This is a genomic window from Acinetobacter sp. WCHAc060033 (genome assembly GCF_004209125.1).
Classification (GTDB): Bacteria; Pseudomonadota; Gammaproteobacteria; order Pseudomonadales; family Moraxellaceae; genus Acinetobacter; species Acinetobacter wuhouensis.
In genome coordinates this window covers 36,778-58,859 of record NZ_SGSW01000008.1, presented here as the reverse complement: position 1 = coordinate 58,859, position 22,082 = coordinate 36,778, and the positions used below count along the sequence as shown (strand labels likewise).

Sequence of the window (22,082 nt, the reverse complement as noted above, 5' to 3'; positions counted from 1 at the left end):
TATCCGAATTTTGTTTAATTTAAAATAATCAATTGCGTAAGTTACATGGATCTCCGTATCTTCAATATATTGAATGAAAATCAAAGTTATCGACCTTAAATAAATACTTTAGAATAGATGAAATAAGTTTGTTGTAAAAATAAGAAACAATAATCATAAAACTTATAAATACGAAATAGAGACCTAAACTACTCGTTGGCAAAATAGTAAAGATAATGGTAATTAGAAAAATAACCCCAGTAGTGCCTAATACTTTCTTAAAACTGAAAATTTCGTCTAATGTCTTTGCTGATGAAAACCAAAGTATTGATAAATAAAATAACAAGATAGCGATATTGCTAATCAATAGAAATAAAAAATTTAAGTCTAAGTAGTAAGCACTGAGTGTAATGCTTAGGAGTATGTGAAATGTTAAGTAAACGGCTGAAAAAATGTAAATTTTAGACTTATTCATGCTAGTGGAAGAAAGACTTAAATTGTACATTTTCTGAGCTTTGTTGACCAATTCTGTGTGGTTTTTGATGCTTTGATAAAAAAATCGGCACAGTGCAATACTGAAAAACAAAAAAACGAAAGCCCCACTGATATAAAAAATGTAGTACGCCTGTAGGCTGTCTTCATACCGTTTTTTGTCATAATAAAACGTCTCATAGCTGGGTTGCTGTTTTAGTGAAATTTCCTCTATATATGTTTGAGATGCTTGTAAGGCTGGGTACAATTTATTTTCTTTTAAAAGCGGTTCTAAAATGATGTATTCGATTGGTGTAAGCTTATTGTTATGGCTAATATAGTTTCCATATTCATGAGTTTCGTTGACGATATTTTTATTATCATGATTTAAAATTACGCGGTTAATATGATCTTTTTTACCAATTAAAATGAAGATATGATCTTCGATATTAGGTTCTGAACTTTTAATTTGGTCTGAAATTTCATCTAATTGCTTTGGGTCATCAATCTGTTTTGATGCATCATTTAAGATGAGTATTTTTACCGAAACATGACGTTCATTCTCAAGCTTTTCATTTTGAGACTTAAGTAATTGGATCTCTTGTGGAGCAAGACCTGAAGTAGTATCGACTATATTTTCTTGTTGAAGTTGTTGTAAAAGCTCAGGTGATAGGGCGTAGGTACTTACATTGAACAATAGAGTGAAAATGAAAACGAAGAAATTTTGAAATAGTGAATATTTTAATAGTTGCATTTTTATCATATATTTTTAGATATTCTTAAAGATTTTAAACAGAAATAAGAAAAAGCCCAAGTTTTTATTACTTAGGTCTAATTCTTTCCACACTTTTAAGAGCTCTCATAAGAGAACGAAAAGTCATAATTTTTGCCTTTTTAATCATAAATTTTAAGTTCTAAATCTTCATTTTTAAAAGGTGGAATAGAAATATGGTTGATTTCTGCAATATGTTTAAATCGAATCCATATAAAAAATTCAATGATATTCAGTCCAAAACCCCATGCTGAGTGGTTCAAAAGCGTGAGTCGAGTATCATAAGCAATGTGAAAGTCAAAGCCTACTCCAGTTGCTCCAAAAGAACTTTGTATATAAAAAAACAGCCCCGAAGTTACTTTGGGAATGTAAGTAATTAATGGAGTAATAAAAAGAGGGACAAGGCTCAAGCTGATCCAAAATAAGATTTTTAAACCAGTGACTTCCAGTTTCCAATATTTAATAGCGCCAATAAGCATGAAAACGAGTTGAGCATAAAGTATAAAAACAAGAATAAAAACAATGATAGATAAAGAAATAGAAAGTAGTTGATAACTTAATAAGATGATACCAAGTACTGCAAAAATGCCATAATACAACGCGAAGATTTTATGTTTTGGGTCTTTAAAATGTGTTTGAGTTGACATGGTAATATTTATTGTTCAATAATTTTGAAACAGTATAGTTAAAAAATGGTTAATTTAAAATAATGAATTTTATTGTTTTATTATAAATTAAAAACTGGAAAAAAGATAAAAGGTAACCATAGATTGGTGGTTACCTTTATACAAAAAAAATTTACTGCGGTCTCGCCACATCACCACTTAAACTTTCAGGTAAGTCTAAAACAGTCACTTCAAGCTCAGTCAAAGCTTCAGGACGAGCAACGACTAGGGCAATAAAACCATTTTCAAAAGCAGTGCTGTTTACCACTTGCACGCCTTTATTCAATTGTTCACCTTGCGCAGGAACATCACCTGAACCTTGAACCACATGTAACCATGCTTTCGGTTTTGCCTTAAACCAAAGACGTGCAATCACTTCCTGACCCAAATAACAACCCTTGTCATAATTCACAGCACCACGTTGATGAAAACGCAATTCCTGAGGTTGGAATAGACCTTCAATCGCTTGATTGATATAAGCTTGACCATTTTGAATCGCAGCAACTTCCCAAGCAGAAATATCAGTTTCACTGTCAGAAAAGTCAGTTGTTGTGCCATTTAAAGTTGGAAAAACAGCGCCAATTTGCTCAAGTTTCATCTTGGAAAATGCACCATATTTTTTAATATGTTTGGCAAATTCTTCCGCTTGGTCTTGCGTGGTCACGATTTCAAATTCTTCAGGATTACGTTTTTTTAACCACAAACCAAAATGAATACGGCCTTTCAAATCACAAATTGCAGTGTATTGCGATACATTTTCAGCCAAAGCTTCTGTATTTACAGTCACTTGTCCTTGCAGGAATTTTTGTGCATCAACACCGATTAAAGTGAAAGAGGAGAACGCTAAATAGCTCATGAAATATTCATCCAATTTAAATCTAATACTAAAGAATTAGCCTTATTTTCCGCTATTTTTATAAAAAATGCACATTTAAGAAAAATAATTCGAGCAAGTTGTTACTAAATATTTCCAAAACCCCTGTTTTTGTATCTAAGTTTATGAAATATAAACGATTTGGGAAATGGGTTTTCGGCAGTGTACTATTCGAGCATCAGACACGCAGTACAAAATGATGCAAGAGGCACAATTCAATGAATAACAATTACCGCAAACCACTGCAAGGTACCCAGCTCGAATACTTCGATGTGCGTCAAGCCGTTGAAGACATCCAGCCAGGCGCATACGCAAAACTTCCATACACTTCAAAAGTATTGGCTGAACAGCTAGTTCGTCGCTGTGACCCAGCCATTCTCGAACAATCTTTAAAAGAACTGATTAACCGCAAACAAGACCACGATTTCCCTTGGTATCCTGCACGTGTGGTGTGCCATGACATTCTCGGACAAACTGCATTGGTTGACCTTGCAGGTCTGCGTGATGCGATTGCCGATCAAGGTGGCGACCCTTCAAAAGTAAACCCAGTTGTACCAACCCAGTTGATCGTAGATCACTCTTTGGCAGTGGAATACGGTGGTTTTGACCCTGATGCATTTGAGAAAAACCGTGCTGTGGAAGACCGTCGTAACGAAGACCGTTTCCACTTCATCGAATGGACAAAAACTGCGTTTGAAAATGTCGACGTAATTCCTGCGGGTAACGGCATCATGCACCAGATCAACTTGGAGAAAATGTCTCCAGTGGTGCAAAACCGTGAAGGTGTGGCATTCCCTGATACTTGCGTGGGTACAGATTCTCATACACCACATACTGATGCGCTTGGCGTTATTTCGATTGGTGTCGGAGGACTCGAAGCTGAAAATGTCATGTTGGGTCGTGCATCGTGGATGCGTCTTCCAGACATTATTGGTGTGGAGTTTGTGGGGCAGCGTCAAGCGGGCATTACTGCAACGGATATCGTATTGGCATTGACTGAGTTCTTGCGTAAAGAGCGTGTGGTGGGTGCATATTTAGAATTCTTCGGTGAAGGCGCAGACAGCATGTCAGTGGGTGATCGTGCAACGATTTCCAACATGACCCCAGAATATGGCGCAACTGCGGCAATGTTCTACATTGACCAGAACACCATTGATTATTTAACACTGACAGGTCGTGAAGCAGATCAGGTTAAACTTGTTGAAACTTATGCCAAAGAAATCGGTCTTTGGGCATCGGATATGAAACAAGCTGAATATCCACGTGTTTTACGTTTCGATCTTTCAACTGTAACCCGTAACATTGCAGGGCCATCAAACCCACATGCACGTGTATCGACGGCTGATTTAAAAGCCAAAGGTATTGCAGGTAATTTAGAAGCTGCTCGCGCGCAAGAAGCTGAAGGCTTAATGCCAGATGGCGCGGTGATCATTGCTGCGATTACCTCTTGTACCAATACATCAAACCCACGTAATACTGTTGCAGCAGGCTTGTTGGCTCGTAAAGCCAATGAACTTGGTTTAGTGCGTAAACCTTGGGTGAAATCATCATTTGCACCAGGTTCTAAAGCAGCAGCTTTATATCTTGAAGAAGCAGGCGTGTTGGGTGATCTTGAAAAGCTTGGTTTTGGTATCGTGGCGTATGCATGTACGACCTGTAACGGTATGTCAGGTGCGTTAGATCCTGTGATTCAACAGGAAATTATTGACCGTGACTTGTATGCAACTGCGGTACTTTCAGGTAACCGTAACTTCGACGGTCGTATCCATCCTTATGCAAAACAAGCGTTCTTAGCTTCGCCTCCTTTGGTCGTGGCGTATGCAATTGCGGGTACGATTCGTTTTGACATCGAAACAGATTCATTGGGCAATGACAAAGACGGTAATCCAATTTACTTAAAAGACATCTGGCCATCGGATGAAGAAATTGATGCACTGGTAAAAGTTGCGGTTAAGCCTGAACAGTTTAAGAAAGTGTATATCCCAATGTTTGATTTGGGTGAGCGTGTACAGGCTGCGAGCCCGCTATACGATTGGCGTCCGCAAAGTACTTATATCCGTCGTCCGCCATATTGGGAAGGGGCTTTGGCTGCGCCACGTACTTTGGCAAATATGCGTCCACTTGCAATTCTTCCTGACAATATCACCACCGATCACTTGTCGCCATCGAATGCCATCTTGATGGATTCGGCAGCAGGTGAATACCTCCACAAAATGGGTGTGCCTGAGGAAGACTTCAACTCATACGCAACGCACCGTGGTGACCATTTAACTGCGCAACGTGCAACATTTGCCAACCCTAAACTGTTCAATGAAATGGTGGTTCGTTCTGACGGTACGATCAAGCAAGGTTCGAAAGCGCGTGTTGAGCCTGAGGGTGAAGTGATGCGTATGTGGGAAGCGATCGAAACTTATATGAATCGTAAGCAACCGCTGATCATTATTGCAGGTAAAGATTATGGTCAGGGTTCTAGCCGTGATTGGGCTGCGAAAGGTGTGCGTCTTGCAGGTGTTGAAGTGATCGTTGCGGAAGGTTTTGAACGTATTCACCGTACTAACCTTGTAGGTATGGGCGTGTTACCGCTTGAGTTTAAAGCAGGTACGGATCGTAAGACCTTGAAGCTTGATGGTACTGAGTTGTATAGCGTGATCGGTAATATTGCGCCTCGTTCTGATCTGACTTTGGTGATTGAGCGTTCTACGAATGATGGTAAGAATGAGATCGTGAAAGTGCCTGTAACTTGTCGCTTGGATACTGAAGAAGAAGTGCATGTATATGAAGCGGGTGGTGTGTTACAACGCTTTGCACAGGATTTCTTGGAAGGGAATGTTTAATTAAAATAATGTATCGTACTTCGATACCGAAGTACGATACAGTTAAATACATATTAAACAAATAAAAAATTTACTCTGTTCACATTAAGAACTATTATTTCATCATGAGTGAATATATTAGAGTTAACCCCGATAGAATTGAATGGTGTCGTCTTAAGTACGATGTCAGTGTTGAGCTTTTGGCAAAAAAAATTGATGTGAAAGTTGAAAAGTTGGAAGGCTTATTAAAAGAAAATGAAGATCCAACAATAACTTATAACCAGCTTGAAAAATTGGCTGACTTATTTGGCGAAAGCATTCTATTTTTTATTAAAAATGAGCCGATTGAAGAGAAAGAGATATTTGTACCTCAATTTCGTACGTTTGACTCTCAAATGCCAATCATAGATCTAAAAATCAAAAAAATTATTGAAAATGTTATTGCTCAGCATGAAGTTTACTTAGGTTTACAAAATGATTTAGATATTGAAGTTGAGTATTTTCAAAGTCCTGATCTGAAAAATCACTCTCTTACTAAGCAAGGTGAAAAAATTCGTAAATGGTTAGGAATTGATAATTCTAAAAAAATGACTTTTAAGGACTACAGAAAGCTAATAGAAGATAAAAATATTCTTGTATTTCTAAGTTCTGGATACAGTGGCGCATGGAAAATTCCTAATGATAGCACTGTGATTGGCTTTAGTTTTTATAATGAAAAAGTACCTCTCATTTTCATTAAGAAGGATAATGAGTTTAGTGATAGCTTATCTGTCTTTACTTTGTTCCATGAATTAGCACATATACTTTTGCATAAGAAAACAATTATTGATACGAATGAAATTATTTACTCTGATAAAAGAATCGAAAGAGAGGCAAATCTATTAGCTGCTAATATTCTCGTAAGTGACAATGTGCTTAAGCAGTTAGATATAAAAGAAAAACCAGAAGAAGTTGAGAGGTTTGCTCAATGGCTTAAACCTATAACAGATAAACTATCTGTAAGTCCAGATGTAATATTATTACGTCTTAAGGAGTTCAATTTAATTAGTCAATTTGAATATGATAGTTTTAGGTTATATCGTAAAGAAGAGTTTGAGAGGAATAGATTTAGCATTGTAAAAGAACAAAAGGGCATACCGAGAAGAAGATCTTTAGAACCAAAACAAATTTTTGGTGATGGATATGTGCGGGTTGTAATTGAAGCTTTACATAGTAAGTTAGTTACTTTAAATAAAGCTAGTAATTATCTTGATGGAGTAAAAATAAAGAATATTCAAGAAATTGAAAGGAGTATCTATGGGTAAAGATATTTATATCTTAGATGCTTCAACGCTTATTGATATTTGGCAGAGATTCCCAAGAGATCTAAAAGTTTTTCAACAACTTTGGGAACAAATCGAGGAGTTAGTTGAATTAGAAATAATAGTAGTAACAAGAAGAAATTTTGAAGAAGTGAAGAGTAAAAGTGAAGAAATTCATAATCATTTTAAGGGGTTGGGTATAGTTATACTAACTCCTACACAAGAAATCTTGGAGTTAGCTGTAAATATTCAGATGGAATTAGGTATTACAGATGCAGAAATTAAAAATAATTTACGTAAAGGGGTAGATGAAGGGGATTTATTTTGCGTAGCAACTGCGAAAATCAGACAAGCGATATTGGTAACCGAAGAGAGTAAGCAACCTGTTAATTCGGGGAATAAAGGAGCGTTGCCGACAAACTATAAAATTCCAAGAGTATGTGCATTGTCGTCTGTAAATGTTGAATGTATAAATTTTCTTGAGTTATTAGATCTTATAAAGAACTTATAAAAAGTAGAGTTTTTTACTTGTAAAATTAAAAATTGTAACTATGCCCAAAAAATCCCCCGAACAAAAAGCCGAAGAAGAACGCCGCTATATTTTGGCAAGTGGTGCAGCCAATACAGCCGAACTTGAACCTTTCTTAACTGACCCGAATCAAGCGATTCGAGCGACTGCTGCCATGAACCCCGATGCAGATGCTGAGATCCTCGACCGCTTTGCAAACGACAAATTTTGGGGAGTACGCATGGAAGTCGTCCACCATGCCAACGTCAGCGAAGCCACACTACGCAGACTACTCGAAACCAAAGTCAGCAAACGAGGCGTTGTCCATCACGCAGCCTGTGAAAAACTCAAAGAGAGAGGCATTGTATTTGGAGTAGACGGCATGCCACTCGATATGCAGAAATAAATTGAAACAAATAGAATTGCATAGAAAATTCGATTCAATTTGGAAAAAATAAGCGAAGAAAAAACAAAAAGTGGCGATTTATATCTCAAAATTGCAATAAAAATGACAATAAATTCGTTCAGGTCATTTCTTGCAAAAATGACATCATCATTTTTCAAAATAGACAATAGACATTTACTTCGATAGCAGTATACTGAATTCACCATTTCTAAATACCTATGGAGAACAAAAATGGTTACTGCTGGTCAAAAACCCGGAACAGGCTTCTATTTTTGTGTCAAATGCGGACACCGCACCTACTTAGAAATTGGTACAGATCGTCTACCACCGTGTACCAAATGCCTTGGCAATCAATTCAACAACAAGAATGCCTAAGCAGCACCAACAAAACAGTTACTCACTGTTTTAAGAAAAAGCCCTATCATCCCATAGGGCTTTTTTGTTAACGTATAAAAAGTTTAAACAATAAATAAAACAAGGAAGACACGTCATGATCGAAACAATCCTCAGTCTATGTATTGGTATTGGTCTAAGTGCGGCATGCGGTTTTCGTGTATTTGTACCTTTATTGGTCATGAGTGTTGCAGCCATCATGGGATGGTTTGAACCGATGAAAGGTTTTGAATGGCTCACGATGCCATCGGTCTGTATCGGGCTTGCAGTGGCAACAGTCTGTGAAATCGGGGCTTACTATGTACCTTGGGTGGACAACGTACTCGATACCATTGCAACACCAGCAGCATTAGTTGCAGGAACACTGACGACTATGGCTGTGAGTACAGGGGAAATGTCACAATTTGCCAGTTGGGCGGCAGCACTGATTGTGGGTGGTGGAACAGCATCCGCAGTACAACTCAGTACCGTTGCCGTACGTGGCGTATCCACAGCAACCACAGGTGGGATTGCAAACCCTGTAGTATCGACAGGAGAATGGATCAGTGCGCTCGTCGTTTCATTACTGTCTTTTGTTGTTCCTGTATTGGTGGTGATCGTTGGTATTATTGCCATGATCATTGTTGTACGCTGGGTGATGAAAAAGAAAAAAGAGAATGCAGTCAGTCCATTATCCTAAACACTAGGATGATCATCGTTCCATCTTAAATGCACTCTTAGAGTGCATTTTTTAAATCAGAACAATAAATTAAGTAATTGTTTTATATTTACAATTTGAAATTAAAAAAAGAATAAATTTCAGCAATAAAGGATTGATTTTTGCTCAATAAAACCATATTTTTAGTATGGGATTAATAAAAGGCATACTTATTGTATGGATTAATAAATTAAACACTTGTGAAATAAATTTTGGGGGAACTTTATATGGACAGATTCATTATCAATTCCGAAGCACAAGCCAATGGTACGTATGAAATTCATAACATGAGCAAAGGTTGTGAACATTTACCTATGGCTCAAAATCAAAACCAATTGGGCTTCTTTGCAACTTGGGATTTGGCGCTAAAAAGAGCAAGAACCAATTGGCCACGTGAGAAAATAAGCCTGTGTCAAATATGCTGTAAATAATTGGTATCTACGTCTACGCACTGTTTTGGTGTTATTCACAAGGGCAGTGCGATCAAACTTAAACAATGCAGTTAAATTATAAATACGTCTAAAAGGCATATAGACCAAAGGCGTATAAAAACTAAGCAAAACTACGTCAAAAAAACGATGTGAAAGTGTGAAAAATAGCCATTAAAATTCAAGAAATTTTAATGTGTTAACATAAGATAATTGTTTTAAAACAGTTATATAAGTGCTATTAAATTAACCATAATACAAATATCACATGGATAGGTGAATACAATGAGTAAATTTGAGGTCGAGATTAATTTGCCTGAGCAAAATACCCAGTCATTTGAAACAGATGACATTAACCAAATTCAGGCGAAGTTTTATGCCATAAATTGGCGTCGAATATTTATGAGTCCATTGAATAAGACTGAAATTTCCTTTGCTGTATTAAATACTGAAACACAGCAGTATCTGGATATTCAGCTCAATACCCAGTCGAGTCAATCAGAACCCGTCTTTCAAGTTGAAAGTAATATTCAAGTGGTGACTGAAAATAAAGAATTTTTAGGCTTGTTAACACGTAAGAAAAACTACGACTTGGTTTATAAAAATTTAAATCAAGCCAAGGTGTCTGAGCAGCTAGATTTATTCTTAAAAGAGAATGTTGAGGCAATGACTGAGCAATATAAGCAATTATTGCACAAGAAAAAGCTACAAGAGCAACGTCTCGCCTAATTGATGATGTTGAATGATTTACCCACTTAAACTTGATGTTTAAATTTGCAGATATTCATGGTTTTTTGCAATAAAAAATCATGAATAATGCCTATTTGGAAATTTTTTCTTTTATGGTGAAATTATTTGGGAAAATTTTTCAAATAAACTTTAATTGGGGCAATCTCAGGGAAATAATCCCGAGCCGAATTGGTTAATATTTACATCAAGGGTGAAGGGATCGGAAAGAGTAGATTGCTACCAGTTGCGTACAACGTGTGTGTAGTACATACCCAAAAGGTCTCGATTCGGCTTAGGACGCTATAGATCAAAAGTGTATAGGCAATAGGATTAGAACTTACAAAGTTTTAATAGTTGAAGTAAACCAGAGTTGTGTTTTCCCACTCGCCCTAAAAAATTCGTTGTAAATAATAAGAAATTAAAAATCTAAAGCATTAAGAAACTAAGCTGTTTTAAAATAAAAGCAATTCCAAGATAGATCAGGTATTTAATCCATTTTAAAATATCCTAAATAAATGAAAAATATTTCGTATTTCAATCATAAGGGGATCATTTGATGAATGGAAAAATTGAAAATCACGTCTGTTTGGTATGTAAGCAATCTTTCCCACAGCATCACCTTGTTCCTTTGGGTGCGATTCGTAGCGTGATTATGGAAGAAATTATTAAAGATTACCCCGATTGTTCCAAGCAAGATTTTATATGTAAAGCAGATTTAACCAAATATCGTATGCAGTATGTGCAAACATTGCTTCAATCTGAGCAAGGGGAAGTTTCAAACCTTGAGTATGAAGTCTTAAATAGTATGCAACAACATGAATTGATAACAAAAAATACCGAAGGGCAAGTTGAACAAAATTGGTCACTGGGGGAGAGACTTGCGGACAAAATAGCGACTTTTGGTGGTAGTTGGGCTTTTTTAATTTGCTTCACACTATTTTTGACGATTTGGATTTTAGTGAATACCGTTGTTATGGTGAAACAACCAGCTGATCCTTATCCATTTATTCTGCTGAATTTGATTTTGTCATGCCTAGCAGCTGTGCAAGCTCCCATCATTATGATGAGTCAAAATCGTCAAGAAGCAAAAGATCGTTTACGCTCACAAAATGATTATCAGATCAATTTAAAGGCAGAATTAGAAATACGTCATTTACATGAAAAAATTGATCATCTATTGATGCATCAGTGGGATAAACTCGCCAAAATTCAGGAGATTCAATTGGACTTGTTGTCTGAGATGAGTAAAAAGAAATAATGACGGCGTCTTTGAAAAAATTTAATGTTTTAAATGTGTGAGAAATATATTTCTTATAAGTTATGGTTTATGAGAATAAAATGGGATTAAAAATTACTTGAGAATAAAAAATTCTTTGTTTATTGCAATACACGGGAAAATTTCCTCTATTTACCCAAAAACGCTGAATCATAGGGAAATAATTCTGACTCAGTTTCGCTAATATTTACTTCAAGGGTGAAGGGATCGGAAAGAGTAGATTGCTACCAGTTGCGTACAACGTGCGTGTAGTACATACCCAAAAGGTCTCGATTCGGCTTAGGACGCTATAGATCAAAAGTGTATAGGCAATAGGATTAAAACTTACCAAGTTTTAATAGTTGAAGTAAACCAGAGTTGTGTTTTCCCACTCACCCTCAGAATTTTTAAAAATAATTATATAAATTACATTGTTTTATTGAATATTTTAATTTTTAATAAAGTTTGCTTTGAATCATGTTGATTCGTTTGTGTTTTGTCATCAAGGATAGGGTTATATGATTAAACAATTGGAGACATTTTTATTTATTGATTCATCTGTTATTCGTCGTTTGACTCTTCTGCTTATTATATTAACTTGGGGAATCATTGACCTCGCAACAGGTTATGAGTATTCCTTTGCAGTTTTCTATTTAATCCCAGTTTCAATCGCAGCATGGTATGACAATAAATATATCGTGATTGCGACTGTCATTTTATCTGCATTGACATGGTTATATGCAGATTATGGTGCAGGTCATCATTATTCAAATCCTGTAATTCCTTTCTGGAATGCCTGTGTCAGACTGGTTTTTTTTAGTACAGTGGCGTTTTTATTGCTGAGAATCAAAAGAAATTTAAATGATATGACCTTGATGGCAATGAAGGACTCTTTGACATCTTTAAATAATACACGTGCTTTGAATTTAGAATATCAAATATTAAAAAAGAGAAACCCTAAAAAAGAACAAACACTGGCTGTGGGAATCATTGATTTAGATGGCTTTAAGGCTGTGAATGATACCTATGGGCATAGTAAAGGTGATGCGGTATTGATTGAATTTGCGCAAGTGCTTCAGCAGGCAACACGTCATTCAGATGTGGTTGCTCGTTTGGGAGGAGATGAGTTCGTGGTGATTTTACACGATACAGACTTGTCAGGCATTGAAGATTATGCAAAAAGACTGCGTGAACGATTTGGGTTGAGTGGATTGAAACAACAGTTTGGTGTGGATTTCAGCATGGGGATCCATATTTATAATAAGTTACCTGAAAATATGGATGAAGCAACGCATCAAGCAGATGTGCTGATGTATCAGTCTAAAGCACAAGGAAAGTCGCAAACTACGATTCAAAAGCCACTATAAGTATTTGACTTCAATGGATGTGATCAAGGTTTCTAACAAGAGTAATACATCGCTTTTTTGACGAGCATCCATAAAAAATACTGGAAAATCAAGTCGATGATCCATGAGCCATTGGCGGTATTGATGGGTTGATTTGTTCATATCATCATCAATATGGGTAATGCCAATGACAATGTTATCGCTATATTGTTTAAAGGTTTTAATATAATAACTGAGTTCATCTAAAGAGTTTTCTAAGCTATGGTCAATCAATAAGATTGCCCCAATCGCCCCTTTACAGATCACTCCCCACATGAAGTCGAAGCGTCCTTGTCCTGGTGTGCCATAAAGCCCAACTTTACTGCCATCATCTAGAGTTACTTCACCATAATCAATCCCAACAGTGGTATTGAGTTTTTTGTGGCTTTGATCATCTGTATTGAAGACTTCCGTTGCCAATACAGGAACTTCAGAAAGTGATTTAATGGCTTCAGTTTTACCTGCACCCATAGAACCTGCAAATACGATTTTATATTTCTGCATAATCATTTGAGTAATCCTTTAGAACTTAAATCTACTTTTTAGTTTTCCAAAAAAGCTTTTCAAGATTCCTTTATTTTCAGAAGGCTCATCATGGGGTTGTGATTTATCAAATAAGCTTTCTTTTGCTGAAATGATTTCAGCATTTTGAATCGCCAAATTGGCTGAAATAAAATGTTGAACGAGTGTCACAGGAATATTGAGTTTATCTGAGACATGTTGAATATCAGCCCCTCTGATAAATGCAGCCGTGAGTTGTAACAAAAGCTTTTTATCCATTTCATTGGGCTGAACCCAAAATTTTAATCGATAATGATGATTTATAGGGGTTAAGCTGACAAGGTCTGGATTTTTCCAGATCAGATTAAATAGCCAATTTTCTAAATTCAACTGACGTTTTCGTGAAACTTTAATAAAGTCAGAAGTCGTCGCCGCCTTATAGGAAATTGAGCGGTCAGTTTGATATTCATCACGCGTTGCCTCTAACCAGACAAGGTGCGCATAGTGATCAATGATCGCAACCGTACCCAGTTGATCACTTAAAATAATTTTACGGCTTTCTTGTTTGTAGAGCGCTGCAAAAAAATCACTGTCTTTAATTTGGTTTTGATCTGGCGAAATCTTATTGTTCGTAATTGTCTCTTCTGTATCAGTTGTACGATTTAAAAGTCTAACATTGACCCAATTTTTTAAAGTACATTCATCATAGATCGGAATACAGAGTAAATTATTTTCCGCGCTTTCAGTTTGTTCGCTATGCTTTGAAATTTTGAGATAGGGAATATTTTTATTTTGAATAATATTTTGAATATTGGAATTTTCAAAAAATTGTTCATTAATCAAAATGCAGCTTATATTTTGATCGGCAATCGTTGTCCAATTTATACCTATGCTCGTTGGTAAAATTTTTCTCAGTCTTATTTTAAGATCATCAGAAGTTGTTAAACCTAACCCTGAGATTGCGATATTGATATATTGATTGTTCATAATATCACTTATCAAATTAGAAATTAAAATGTCTGTTTATTTTAACAGGTGTTGTTAATTAAAATTAATGGTTGATTCTTTCATTTTATAAATTCAAGTGTATTTCTATGGCTGATAAATATGATTTAAAGATTTTTAATCCTTAATGATATTTTCTTTATGAATTATTAACTTGTGATTAAAATTCAATTTTTCCATAACTTTAAATTAACACTAATTATTATGGAAAATCTATCCCTAATTTAATTATATATTTTAAATATTCTAATAAATTATTTAGTTAAACTTAATATAAATGAAATTAATGTAGTTGCAATCATGAATATTTATTATCTTGTGATTTTAATCACTAAAAAAATAAAAGGATTAAAATTTTTTAATTATGAAAAAAAGCGATCATCATGACCGCTTTCTATCGCTTTTATTTTTTAAGTGATGTTTTAAAAAAACTAAGCAAATACTTTAGTAACAGCTTCAAAAAGAATATATAACACAACCAGTGCCACGATTGGTTCAGCAATTTTAGCCCAAGTTGGATTTACTGTTTCTATTACAGTTGTTTCAGGGTGATCTGTGTGTGCATCGGTATGTTGAACATTAACCATTTGATTGAACTCCTTCATCGTTTCATCTAATGATATCTCTTCTTGCTCAATAGGTTGAGAGCCAATCAGTTCGGTTAGTTCATTTGTTGACCAAACCCAATCTTTAGCTTGCCCAGAAAGATGTTCAATTTGACCAATGACCAACTCTCTTAAACCACGTTTACCTAAACTACCTGCGGTATCAAGCTGTTTTAATTCTAAAATTTGTAATTCAAGAATATCTGTAGTGGCCTGTTCAAGCACTTTTTTTTCTAAACTAGATTTGTTCTGTGTCGAGGTTGTGAGATGGCGTGAAATTTCTTGGATATATAGATGATTTGGTGTAAAAATTTCTTGGTACAGGACGTCTTCATCTTTGCGCCATAGCGTGATCAATTTACCTAAAGTCAAAGCATTAATTTCCTCAATATTTGCTTGACGTTGTTCAGGTGACAACTGAGATAGGAGCTGAGGCTTTTGAATTTTTACCTGCTCAACGAAGTATTGTACGAGATCAAAAGCCATTCAGTTCTCCTTGCTCTATTCTAAGATTCTTAAACTTGGTTTCTTCTTAGTCGTGTCTGATGTTTCAGCCTCTTGGCTAGTGTTTGATTTTAAAGCATCTTCATCTGTTTGCACATTGGCATATTCGTCAGGATCAAAGAATAATCCTTGTCCATTTTCTTTGGCATAGAGTCCGAGTATGGCATTCATTGGAACATAAATGTCCTTGGATACACCACCAAAACGTGCTGAAAAAGTCACAGCTTCATTGCCAATATTTAGCATGTGTACTGCATGAGGAACGATATTTAAAACAATTTGTCCATCATTTACAAACTGTTGCGGAACATCTGTATAAGGCTTAGTGGCATCCACAAGCATATATGGTGTTAAGTTATTGTCGCAAATCCATTCATAAATTGCACGGGCAAGATATGGACGCGTTGGAGTGAGGTTTAATTCTTGTTCAGACATTAGAAATTACTCTTTTGATTTGCTAACGATGGATTTAAAAATTCACTATATCGGTTTTTTTCCTGAAATGTCATAGATTTCAGAAAAGCAGGGCGGCTAAAAATCCGCTGACAGTATAGAAAAATTGGACGACATTGCTGTTTGGGTAATTCAATTCCCATTTGTTTTAACCGTATGAAAATTGGCGCTAACATGCAATCTAAAATTGTAAAGTGTTCCGACATGAAATATGGAAAATGTTGAAATAGTGGGGTGAGTGAAACCAAAGTATCACGTAATTGTTTTTGTGCTTTTTGACTAGCGATCTGATCAAGTGTGTCTGGATGACGTAACATGATGTCAGCAAGTCTTAGCCAGTCTTGTTCTAAACGCCAAATATACTGTCGTTGTTCTGCCCGTGGCGCAGGGGCGTCAGCATAGAGTTTGTTTTGACGATAACGATCATCAAGATATTCAGAAATAATTGTGGTATTAAATAGTTTTAAGTCATTCTCAATGAGCATTGGCAACTGATTGTATGGGTTCAGGCTTGCTAAATCCTCATCATCTTCATCGACAATAATTAAATTGTGTTTGATTTGCTTTTCAGCAAGTAGAAATCTAATCCAATGTGAGCGAAAGTCATCCTCGTGGCTATACAGTGTAATCCCTTGCAGAGGTGCATTTTCGACGGTCATATTTCCCAAATTGGTGTTAAAGTGAATAGGATAGGATACTAAAATTAGCGAACAAAATCATCTGCCGTCGAGCATTTTAAGTCTAGTATTAGTCTATAGGGTTAAATAGATAGAAATAGGAATGGAAAATGTTAAATAAAATAATGAGTAAATATATGTGTTTTAACTTGGTTGTGGTATTTCTGTTGAGTGCGTGCAACAGTGTTCCTAGTTCAAAACTAGCTGAGATGGCACAAGTGGCAAAACCAAATACAGTAGATCAAAAGGACGATACAAAACAGCATTTGTCTGAAGACGCTTGCGCTGGCATAGAAAATTGTACTGTAGTCGTACCTTGTGAAGATAATCCTCATGCGGCTGTATGTTCACACACACCACTAGCCCCTGAAATTCCAGGTGGGGATGCATATGCAAGTCATGAGTAATTTAAAAATTATTGATTAATAAAGAATGTAGTGAACTTATCAGTGTTGGAGATTTGATTTATCGAATCATATTGGATTTCAAGCTTATTTAGCACATAAAAAAACCTTGGCAAAAGCCAAGGTTTTTTGTCCGATTCGGTAAACGAATTAACGTTTAGAGAATTGAGGACGTTTACGCGCTTTACGTAAACCAAGTTTCTTACGTTCAACTTCACGAGCATCACGAGTAACGAAACCAGCTTGACGAAGAGTAGGTTTTAAAGTTTCGTCAGCAGCGATCAATGCACGAGTAATACCGTGACGGATAGCGCCAGCTTGACCACCGATACCACCACCAGCAACAGTGATGTAAAGGTCATATTTTTCAGTAGCTTCTAAAAGCTCAAGTGGTTGACGAACAACCATACGAGCAGTTTCACGACCGAAGTACTGTTCAAGAGTACGGTTGTTGATTACGAGTTTACCAGTACCAGCTGATAGGAAAACACGTGCAGTTGCGGTCTTACGGCGACCTGTACCATAATTAGTAGCCATGTGCAGTATCCCTTAGATGTCCAAAACTTGTGGCTGTTGAGCAGTATGTGGATGCTCAGTACCAGCGTACACTTTCATTTTCTTGATCATTGCATAACCAAGAGGACCTTTTGGCAACATGCCTTTAACAGCACGTTCGAAGATTTCTTCTGGTTTGTGAGCAACTAATTTTTCGAAATTAGTTTCACGAATACCGCCAGGGAAACCAGTGTGGCGATAGTATTTCTTATCAAGTGCTTTTTTACCAGTCACTTGTACTTGCTCAGCATTGATAACAACGATGTAGTCACCAGTGTCAACGTGAGGAGTATAAGAAGTTTTGTGTTTACCGCGTAAACGACGAGCGATTTCAGTCGCAAGGCGACCTAAAGTTTTGCCAGAAGCATCAACAACGTACCAGTCGTGTTGAACTTCAGCAGGCTTAGCGCTGAGAGTTTTCATTAAACCACTACCTATTATAGTTGGTTTGGACTATGGAATCTGTCCAAACAAAAGGAGTGCGAATTCTATCTGAAACATGAAGAATCCACAATCGAAATTTAGAATTTCAGGTGCATTATTGTACTGATTGTTGATTTAAAAAGCAAAGCTTAATTGGGATGAATTGTTGAGCTGTTTAATCAGTGTATTAGAATTGAGGAGCGCTCAATTGATAATCAAAATCGAAGCTGAATAACCATGAATATTGATGAGCAAATATTTAAAAGCTTAGAAAAGAAAAATAGTTATTCACGCGTATAATAGAATTAATTTAGATTGGCTTGAGTGGATTGTCATGCTTCCTTTATATGTCACAAGTGGCGAACCTGCAGGTATAGGTCCTGATATTTGTTTGAGTTTGGCAGATCGTGCCGATGAGCGCCCAGTCGTGGTCTTAGCAGACATTCATATGTTGCGTGATCGTGCCAAAATTTTAAATAAAAATATTGAAATTATTGAATATCAACAACAAGAGCAATCATCACTGCAAGGTCAATTATTTGTCGAGCATGTGCCTTTAAATCAAGATGTGGTTTTAGGTGAATTAAATCCTGAAAATTCAGCTTATGTATTAGAACAGCTTCGTCGTTCTGCTTATTTTGCAATGGAAGGGCAAAGTGTTGGCGTGGCAACTGCACCTGTACAAAAGTCCGTAATCAATGATGCTGGCATTCATTTCAGTGGGCATACTGAGTATTACCAAGAATTTGCTGGTGTGGATCGTGTAGTCATGATGCTTGCCACCAAAACGCTACGTGTGGCATTAGCAACGACACATTTACCCTTACGTGATGTTGCAGATGCGATTACCAAACAGCGTTTGCATCAAGTCATCGACATTCTAAATCATGATTTAAAAACCAAATTTAAAATTGAGCATCCTCGTGTTCTTGTATGTGGTTTAAACCCACATGCAGGTGAGGGGGGGTATCTCGGGCATGAGGAAATTGACACCATTAATCCAGTGCTTGAAAGCTATCGAGTGCAAGGCGTGAATATGAGTCTGAGCATGCCGGCGGATACTTTATTTACCCCTGAAAATTTAAAAGATGCAGACGCTGTTCTCTCAATGTATCACGATCAAGGCTTACCTGTGCTAAAATCTCAAGGGTTTGGTGAAGCCATTAACATTACTTTGGGCTTACCATTTATACGAACTTCGGTGGATCATGGTACTGCACTTAATTTGGCAGGAACAGGTTTAGCCAAAAGCTCAAGTTTACATGTAGCTGTGGATTTGGCATTGGAGTTAGCGCGTCGTAAATAATTGGTTATTTAAAAATTATTATTTAAAAAAATTGCTTTAAAACAACATAAGAAAGGGTTTGAAAATGTATAACAAGATACGCCATAAAAAAGCAGATTATTCCTTATTGAGCTTTAGGTGGATGAGTATGATCGGGGCGGTCATGATCGCCTCCATGCTGTCTGCCTGCTCGTTGGGGACAGATCAGAAAAGTCTTTGTGATCTAAAGGTTCTATCTTTATTGATTCCTAAACAAACTGAACAGGTAATGGCTTCGGGAAGCATAGAAACAATAAAAGCACTCGAAAATAGCCAAACAAAACTCAAAGACGCTTTAGCTGTGATTCAGAAAGATTATTCAAATGACAAAGAAGCCAATCAAATATTGCAAGATGGACAAGAGATTAGTGCAAATATTGATATTCTTGTAAAGAATAGTAAACAAATTAATCATTTATATGATCTTAGAATAGCAACTATGGATGTCATTCCAGGTATTCAAGCTGAATATAATTTGATGGTTGATCAAATGGCGCGAGATAACTATCCTTCAACTCAAGTGGTTGTTGCTAAAAATCAAGTGTTTATCGCTGAACGTATTCTGCGATCATTAACCAATATGATGGAAAATGATGAGTTTTCTCGTTCAAGTATGGAAGATTTTGAAGCTGATCTAGAAACATTTAACGCATATTTAAAAGCACAACTTGAAGGAAATGCAGAATTAGGTGTCAATAAAATTACAGCGAAAGAATTACGAGACAGTTTGCTTGCCATTCAGCAAGATACCGATGAGGTTTTAAAAGCAGCCACAATAGATTTACAGAAAAATAGAGATTCATTAATGCGAGTCTTTCTTGCTTCACAAGACAATATTAGCAAATCAGAAGATCTTTTTACGCGTATTAATAGATTAGAGATGAATTCACATTAATGATAAAACCAATGCTGTAAAATAATTGGCATCATATATCAACTAGGCATAGCAAGACTTTAATGTTGCGCTATGCCTTTTTGTTGAATGATTCAATATCTATGTATAGTTGGAGATTAGATCATTGAAAAGATCGTTGTGGATTGAGTGATGTATCACGTTTAAGCTTGAGCTGTGTTAAAATCTCAAAATGAGCTAAAGCAATCGCATGATTTTAGACTCATTCATTTTTGTAAATTATGTGTACCGTTTCTCCTTCTTAGCATCACAGTATTCAAAACTGGTCTAATTGCTGCTGTTCATTCGGTGCTTGATTTCACTTATTACTGATTTTGTATCAATTTTTCACGTTGGATTTTTTTATGTATCAAATTAATGCCTTAAACCCAAAAGATGAAGGGCATCATACGCGGAAGCGTTTTGGACAAAACTTCTTACATGACCAACGTGTGATTGCTAAAATTGTACGTTCTGTTGCACCTCGTTCAGGTGACAATATTGTTGAAATTGGACCTGGTTTGGCAGCATTAACTTCGCCTTTAATCGGTGAATGTGATGCACTCACAGTGGTTGAACTTGACCGTGATTTGGCAGCCGGTTTACCAGGACGTGTGCCGCATCCTGAGCGTTTAACAATCATTGAAACAGATGCTTTGAAATATGATTTCACTGAACTTTTCCAGCAAGATCGTCCTTTACGTGTTGTTGGAAACTTGCCATATAATATTTCAACACCGCTTTTATTCCATCTCTTGGAGTTTGGTGACAAAGTTAAAGACATGCACTTTATGTTGCAAAAGGAAGTGGTAGATCGCATCACAGCTTCGCCAAATACCAAAGAATATGGTCGTTTGTCGGTGATGATTCAGTATTTCTGTAAACCGACATTCTTATTTGAAGTACCGCCTGGTTCATTCAATCCACCACCGAAAGTGACTTCTGCGGTGTTCCGTTTAGAGCCTTATGCAATTAAACCGATTGTGGCAAAAAATGAAAAAGCTTTAGCGCGTTTGGTATCACATGTCTTTACGCAGCGTCGTAAAACATTACGTAATAGCTTAAAAGGTATGTTGGTGGAAGACGGTTTTGAAAATGCAGGGGTTGATCCAATGGCACGCCCTGAAACATTAACATTGGCACAATTTGTGGCATTGTCAGATCAAATGGTGGCTTAATAGATGACCCGTGCAATTCGATATAACTATGTGATTGGTGATGTACAAGGCTGTTTTGAAGCACTAAAAGCTTTGTTAAAAGAAATCCAGTTTGATTCAGACCAAGATTTTATTTGGTTTGCAGGTGATTTGATTGCACGTGGTGAAAATTCAGTCGGTGCGATTCGTTTCATTAAAAAACTCTGTGAACGTGGTGCGGCAGCAACGATACTGGGAAATCATGATCTAAATTTACTTGCTGTGGCGCGTGGGATTAAAAAACTCAAAGACAAAGATCGTATCGATGATGTGATTCACGCACTTGAAAGTGATGACTTGATTGACTGGTTGCGTAAACAGCCCCTGTGTGTATTTCCTAATGATCAAACCATTTTGACCCATGCGGGTATTCCGCATATTTGGGATGCAGCTCAAACGGCTCAATATGCCAAAGAGGTCGAAGCGGTTATTTCACATGAGGATTTTGCAGTTTTAGATACATTTTTAACAGAAATGTATGGCACTGAACCAGATGTCTGGTCAGATGATTTAACAGGAAATGCACGTTTACGTTGCATTACCAATTATTTGACTCGTATGCGTTTAACGGATACAAACGGGCGTTTAGAGTTTAGCTTTAAAGATGCCTTAGATGAGCCAATGCCTGAAGGCTTTAAACCTTGGTTTGAGTATGCGTCTAAAACAGCCCAAACGCATCAAATTGTCTTTGGGCATTGGGCTGCGTTACAGGGCAGGACGATTAATCCTCATATTCAAAATGTCGATGGTGGCTGTGTTTGGGGACGTCAATTGATTGCTTATCGTTTAGAGGATAAAGAGGTTTTTAAAGTCGATAATCCAATGTTTTCGGAATGATTAAAAAATGCCGCTGATTTGTGGCATTTT

25 protein-coding genes are annotated in these 22,082 nt (G+C 36.6%); 15 read left to right on the top strand and 10 right to left on the bottom strand.

What is annotated here, in order from left to right:
- Positions 1-61: 61 nt before the first annotated feature.
- From EXE10_RS05020 to EXE10_RS05010, 3 genes are all read right to left on the bottom strand, one after another.
- Positions 62-1,204, bottom strand: coding sequence for a hypothetical protein (locus EXE10_RS05020; protein WP_130112567.1), 1,143 nt, complete (start codon positions 1,202-1,204; stop codon positions 62-64).
- A 140-nt stretch (positions 1,205-1,344) separates the two neighbouring features.
- Positions 1,345-1,869 (bottom strand): hypothetical protein, encoded by a 525-nt coding sequence (locus EXE10_RS05015; protein WP_068974077.1) that lies wholly within the window; start codon positions 1,867-1,869, stop codon positions 1,345-1,347.
- A 151-nt stretch (positions 1,870-2,020) separates the two neighbouring features.
- Positions 2,021-2,743 carry a YgfZ/GcvT domain-containing protein gene (locus tag EXE10_RS05010; protein ID WP_130112566.1) on the bottom strand — a complete coding sequence of 241 codons (723 nt, stop codon included), beginning with the start codon at positions 2,741-2,743 and terminating at the stop codon, positions 2,021-2,023.
- Positions 2,744-2,979: 236 nt separating this feature from the next.
- Between EXE10_RS05010 and acnD the strand changes: the two genes are divergently transcribed.
- The 10 genes from acnD (at position 2,980) to EXE10_RS04960 (ending at position 12,658) form a co-directional block, all read left to right on the top strand.
- A complete protein-coding gene (acnD, locus tag EXE10_RS05005) occupies positions 2,980-5,595 on the top strand; it encodes a Fe/S-dependent 2-methylisocitrate dehydratase AcnD (RefSeq protein ID WP_130112565.1) in 2,616 nt (871 codons plus the stop codon).
- A gap of 104 nt (positions 5,596-5,699) precedes the next feature.
- The gene (locus EXE10_RS05000; protein ID WP_068974074.1) at positions 5,700-6,878 is read left to right on the top strand and encodes an ImmA/IrrE family metallo-endopeptidase; all 1,179 of its coding nucleotides are present in this window, start codon (positions 5,700-5,702) and stop codon (positions 6,876-6,878) included.
- Positions 6,871-7,386, top strand: coding sequence for a DUF4411 family protein (locus EXE10_RS04995; RefSeq protein ID WP_068974073.1), 516 nt, complete (start codon positions 6,871-6,873; stop codon positions 7,384-7,386). The genes EXE10_RS05000 and EXE10_RS04995 overlap by 8 nt, the downstream gene beginning before the upstream one ends.
- A gap of 40 nt (positions 7,387-7,426) precedes the next feature.
- Entirely contained in the window at positions 7,427-7,789 is a 363-nt protein-coding gene (locus EXE10_RS04990) for a hypothetical protein (protein WP_130112564.1), read from the top strand.
- Positions 7,790-8,020: 231 nt separating this feature from the next.
- On the top strand, positions 8,021-8,164 hold the full coding sequence (locus EXE10_RS04985) for a zinc ribbon-containing protein (RefSeq protein WP_086322766.1): 144 nt from the start codon (positions 8,021-8,023) through the stop codon (positions 8,162-8,164).
- 118 nt (positions 8,165-8,282) lie between these two features.
- Positions 8,283-8,861, top strand: coding sequence for a DUF4126 domain-containing protein (locus tag EXE10_RS04980; RefSeq protein WP_130112616.1), 579 nt, complete (start codon positions 8,283-8,285; stop codon positions 8,859-8,861).
- A gap of 245 nt (positions 8,862-9,106) precedes the next feature.
- Entirely contained in the window at positions 9,107-9,310 is a 204-nt protein-coding gene (locus EXE10_RS04975) for a hypothetical protein (protein ID WP_130112563.1), read from the top strand.
- Between the two features lie 282 nt (positions 9,311-9,592).
- A complete protein-coding gene (locus EXE10_RS04970) occupies positions 9,593-10,036 on the top strand; it encodes a hypothetical protein (RefSeq protein WP_068974935.1) in 444 nt (147 codons plus the stop codon).
- Between the two features lie 556 nt (positions 10,037-10,592).
- The gene (locus EXE10_RS04965) at positions 10,593-11,294 is read left to right on the top strand and encodes a DUF1003 domain-containing protein (RefSeq protein ID WP_068974934.1); all 702 of its coding nucleotides are present in this window, start codon (positions 10,593-10,595) and stop codon (positions 11,292-11,294) included.
- 515 nt (positions 11,295-11,809) lie between these two features.
- A complete protein-coding gene (locus tag EXE10_RS04960; RefSeq protein ID WP_068974933.1) occupies positions 11,810-12,658 on the top strand; it encodes a GGDEF domain-containing protein in 849 nt (282 codons plus the stop codon).
- Here the strand turns inward: EXE10_RS04960 and EXE10_RS04955 are convergent.
- The 5 genes from EXE10_RS04955 to EXE10_RS04935 all read right to left on the bottom strand — a co-directional run bounded on the left by EXE10_RS04955 (position 12,653) and on the right by EXE10_RS04935 (position 16,403).
- A complete protein-coding gene (locus tag EXE10_RS04955) occupies positions 12,653-13,186 on the bottom strand; it encodes a GTP-binding protein (RefSeq protein ID WP_068974932.1) in 534 nt (177 codons plus the stop codon). The two genes, EXE10_RS04960 and EXE10_RS04955, sit on opposite strands and share 6 nt — an antisense overlap.
- Positions 13,187-13,198: 12 nt before the next feature.
- Positions 13,199-14,164 (bottom strand): hypothetical protein, encoded by a 966-nt coding sequence (locus EXE10_RS04950; protein WP_130112562.1) that lies wholly within the window; start codon positions 14,162-14,164, stop codon positions 13,199-13,201.
- 449 nt (positions 14,165-14,613) lie between these two features.
- Complete coding sequence (locus tag EXE10_RS04945) at positions 14,614-15,273, bottom strand: hypothetical protein (RefSeq protein ID WP_068974930.1); 660 nt, start codon at positions 15,271-15,273, stop codon at positions 14,614-14,616.
- 15 nt (positions 15,274-15,288) lie between these two features.
- The gene (locus tag EXE10_RS04940) at positions 15,289-15,726 is read right to left on the bottom strand and encodes a ClpXP protease specificity-enhancing factor (RefSeq protein WP_130112561.1); all 438 of its coding nucleotides are present in this window, start codon (positions 15,724-15,726) and stop codon (positions 15,289-15,291) included.
- Entirely contained in the window at positions 15,726-16,403 is a 678-nt protein-coding gene (locus tag EXE10_RS04935; RefSeq protein WP_087552315.1) for a glutathione S-transferase N-terminal domain-containing protein, read from the bottom strand. The genes EXE10_RS04940 and EXE10_RS04935 overlap by 1 nt, the downstream gene beginning before the upstream one ends.
- 155 nt (positions 16,404-16,558) lie before the next feature.
- On the opposite strand from EXE10_RS04935, the gene EXE10_RS04930 reads away from it, so the two are divergent.
- Positions 16,559-16,828: a hypothetical protein gene (locus EXE10_RS04930; RefSeq protein WP_122071981.1), complete on the top strand. Its 270-nt coding sequence runs from the start codon at positions 16,559-16,561 to the stop codon at positions 16,826-16,828.
- A 147-nt stretch (positions 16,829-16,975) separates the two neighbouring features.
- Here the strand turns inward: EXE10_RS04930 and rpsI are convergent, their stop codons facing one another.
- Positions 16,976-17,362, bottom strand: a complete 387-nt coding sequence (rpsI, locus tag EXE10_RS04925) for a 30S ribosomal protein S9 (RefSeq protein WP_111896195.1) — start codon at positions 17,360-17,362, stop codon at positions 16,976-16,978.
- Between the two features lie 12 nt (positions 17,363-17,374).
- Positions 17,375-17,803: a 50S ribosomal protein L13 gene (gene rplM / locus EXE10_RS04920; protein WP_068974924.1), complete on the bottom strand. Its 429-nt coding sequence runs from the start codon at positions 17,801-17,803 to the stop codon at positions 17,375-17,377.
- 334 nt (positions 17,804-18,137) lie between these two features.
- On the opposite strand from rplM, the gene pdxA reads away from it, so the two are divergent.
- From pdxA to EXE10_RS04900, 4 genes are all read left to right on the top strand, one after another.
- A complete protein-coding gene (pdxA, locus tag EXE10_RS04915) occupies positions 18,138-19,109 on the top strand; it encodes a 4-hydroxythreonine-4-phosphate dehydrogenase PdxA (RefSeq protein ID WP_130112560.1) in 972 nt (323 codons plus the stop codon).
- Between the two features lie 64 nt (positions 19,110-19,173).
- A complete protein-coding gene (locus EXE10_RS04910) occupies positions 19,174-20,022 on the top strand; it encodes a pilus assembly protein PilJ (RefSeq protein ID WP_130112559.1) in 849 nt (282 codons plus the stop codon).
- Positions 20,023-20,384: 362 nt separating this feature from the next.
- Positions 20,385-21,197 carry a 16S rRNA (adenine(1518)-N(6)/adenine(1519)-N(6))-dimethyltransferase RsmA gene (rsmA, locus tag EXE10_RS04905; protein ID WP_130112558.1) on the top strand — a complete coding sequence of 271 codons (813 nt, stop codon included), beginning with the start codon at positions 20,385-20,387 and terminating at the stop codon, positions 21,195-21,197.
- Positions 21,198-21,200: 3 nt separating this feature from the next.
- A complete protein-coding gene (locus tag EXE10_RS04900) occupies positions 21,201-22,052 on the top strand; it encodes a symmetrical bis(5'-nucleosyl)-tetraphosphatase (RefSeq protein ID WP_130112557.1) in 852 nt (283 codons plus the stop codon).
- Positions 22,053-22,082 lie beyond the last annotated feature (30 nt).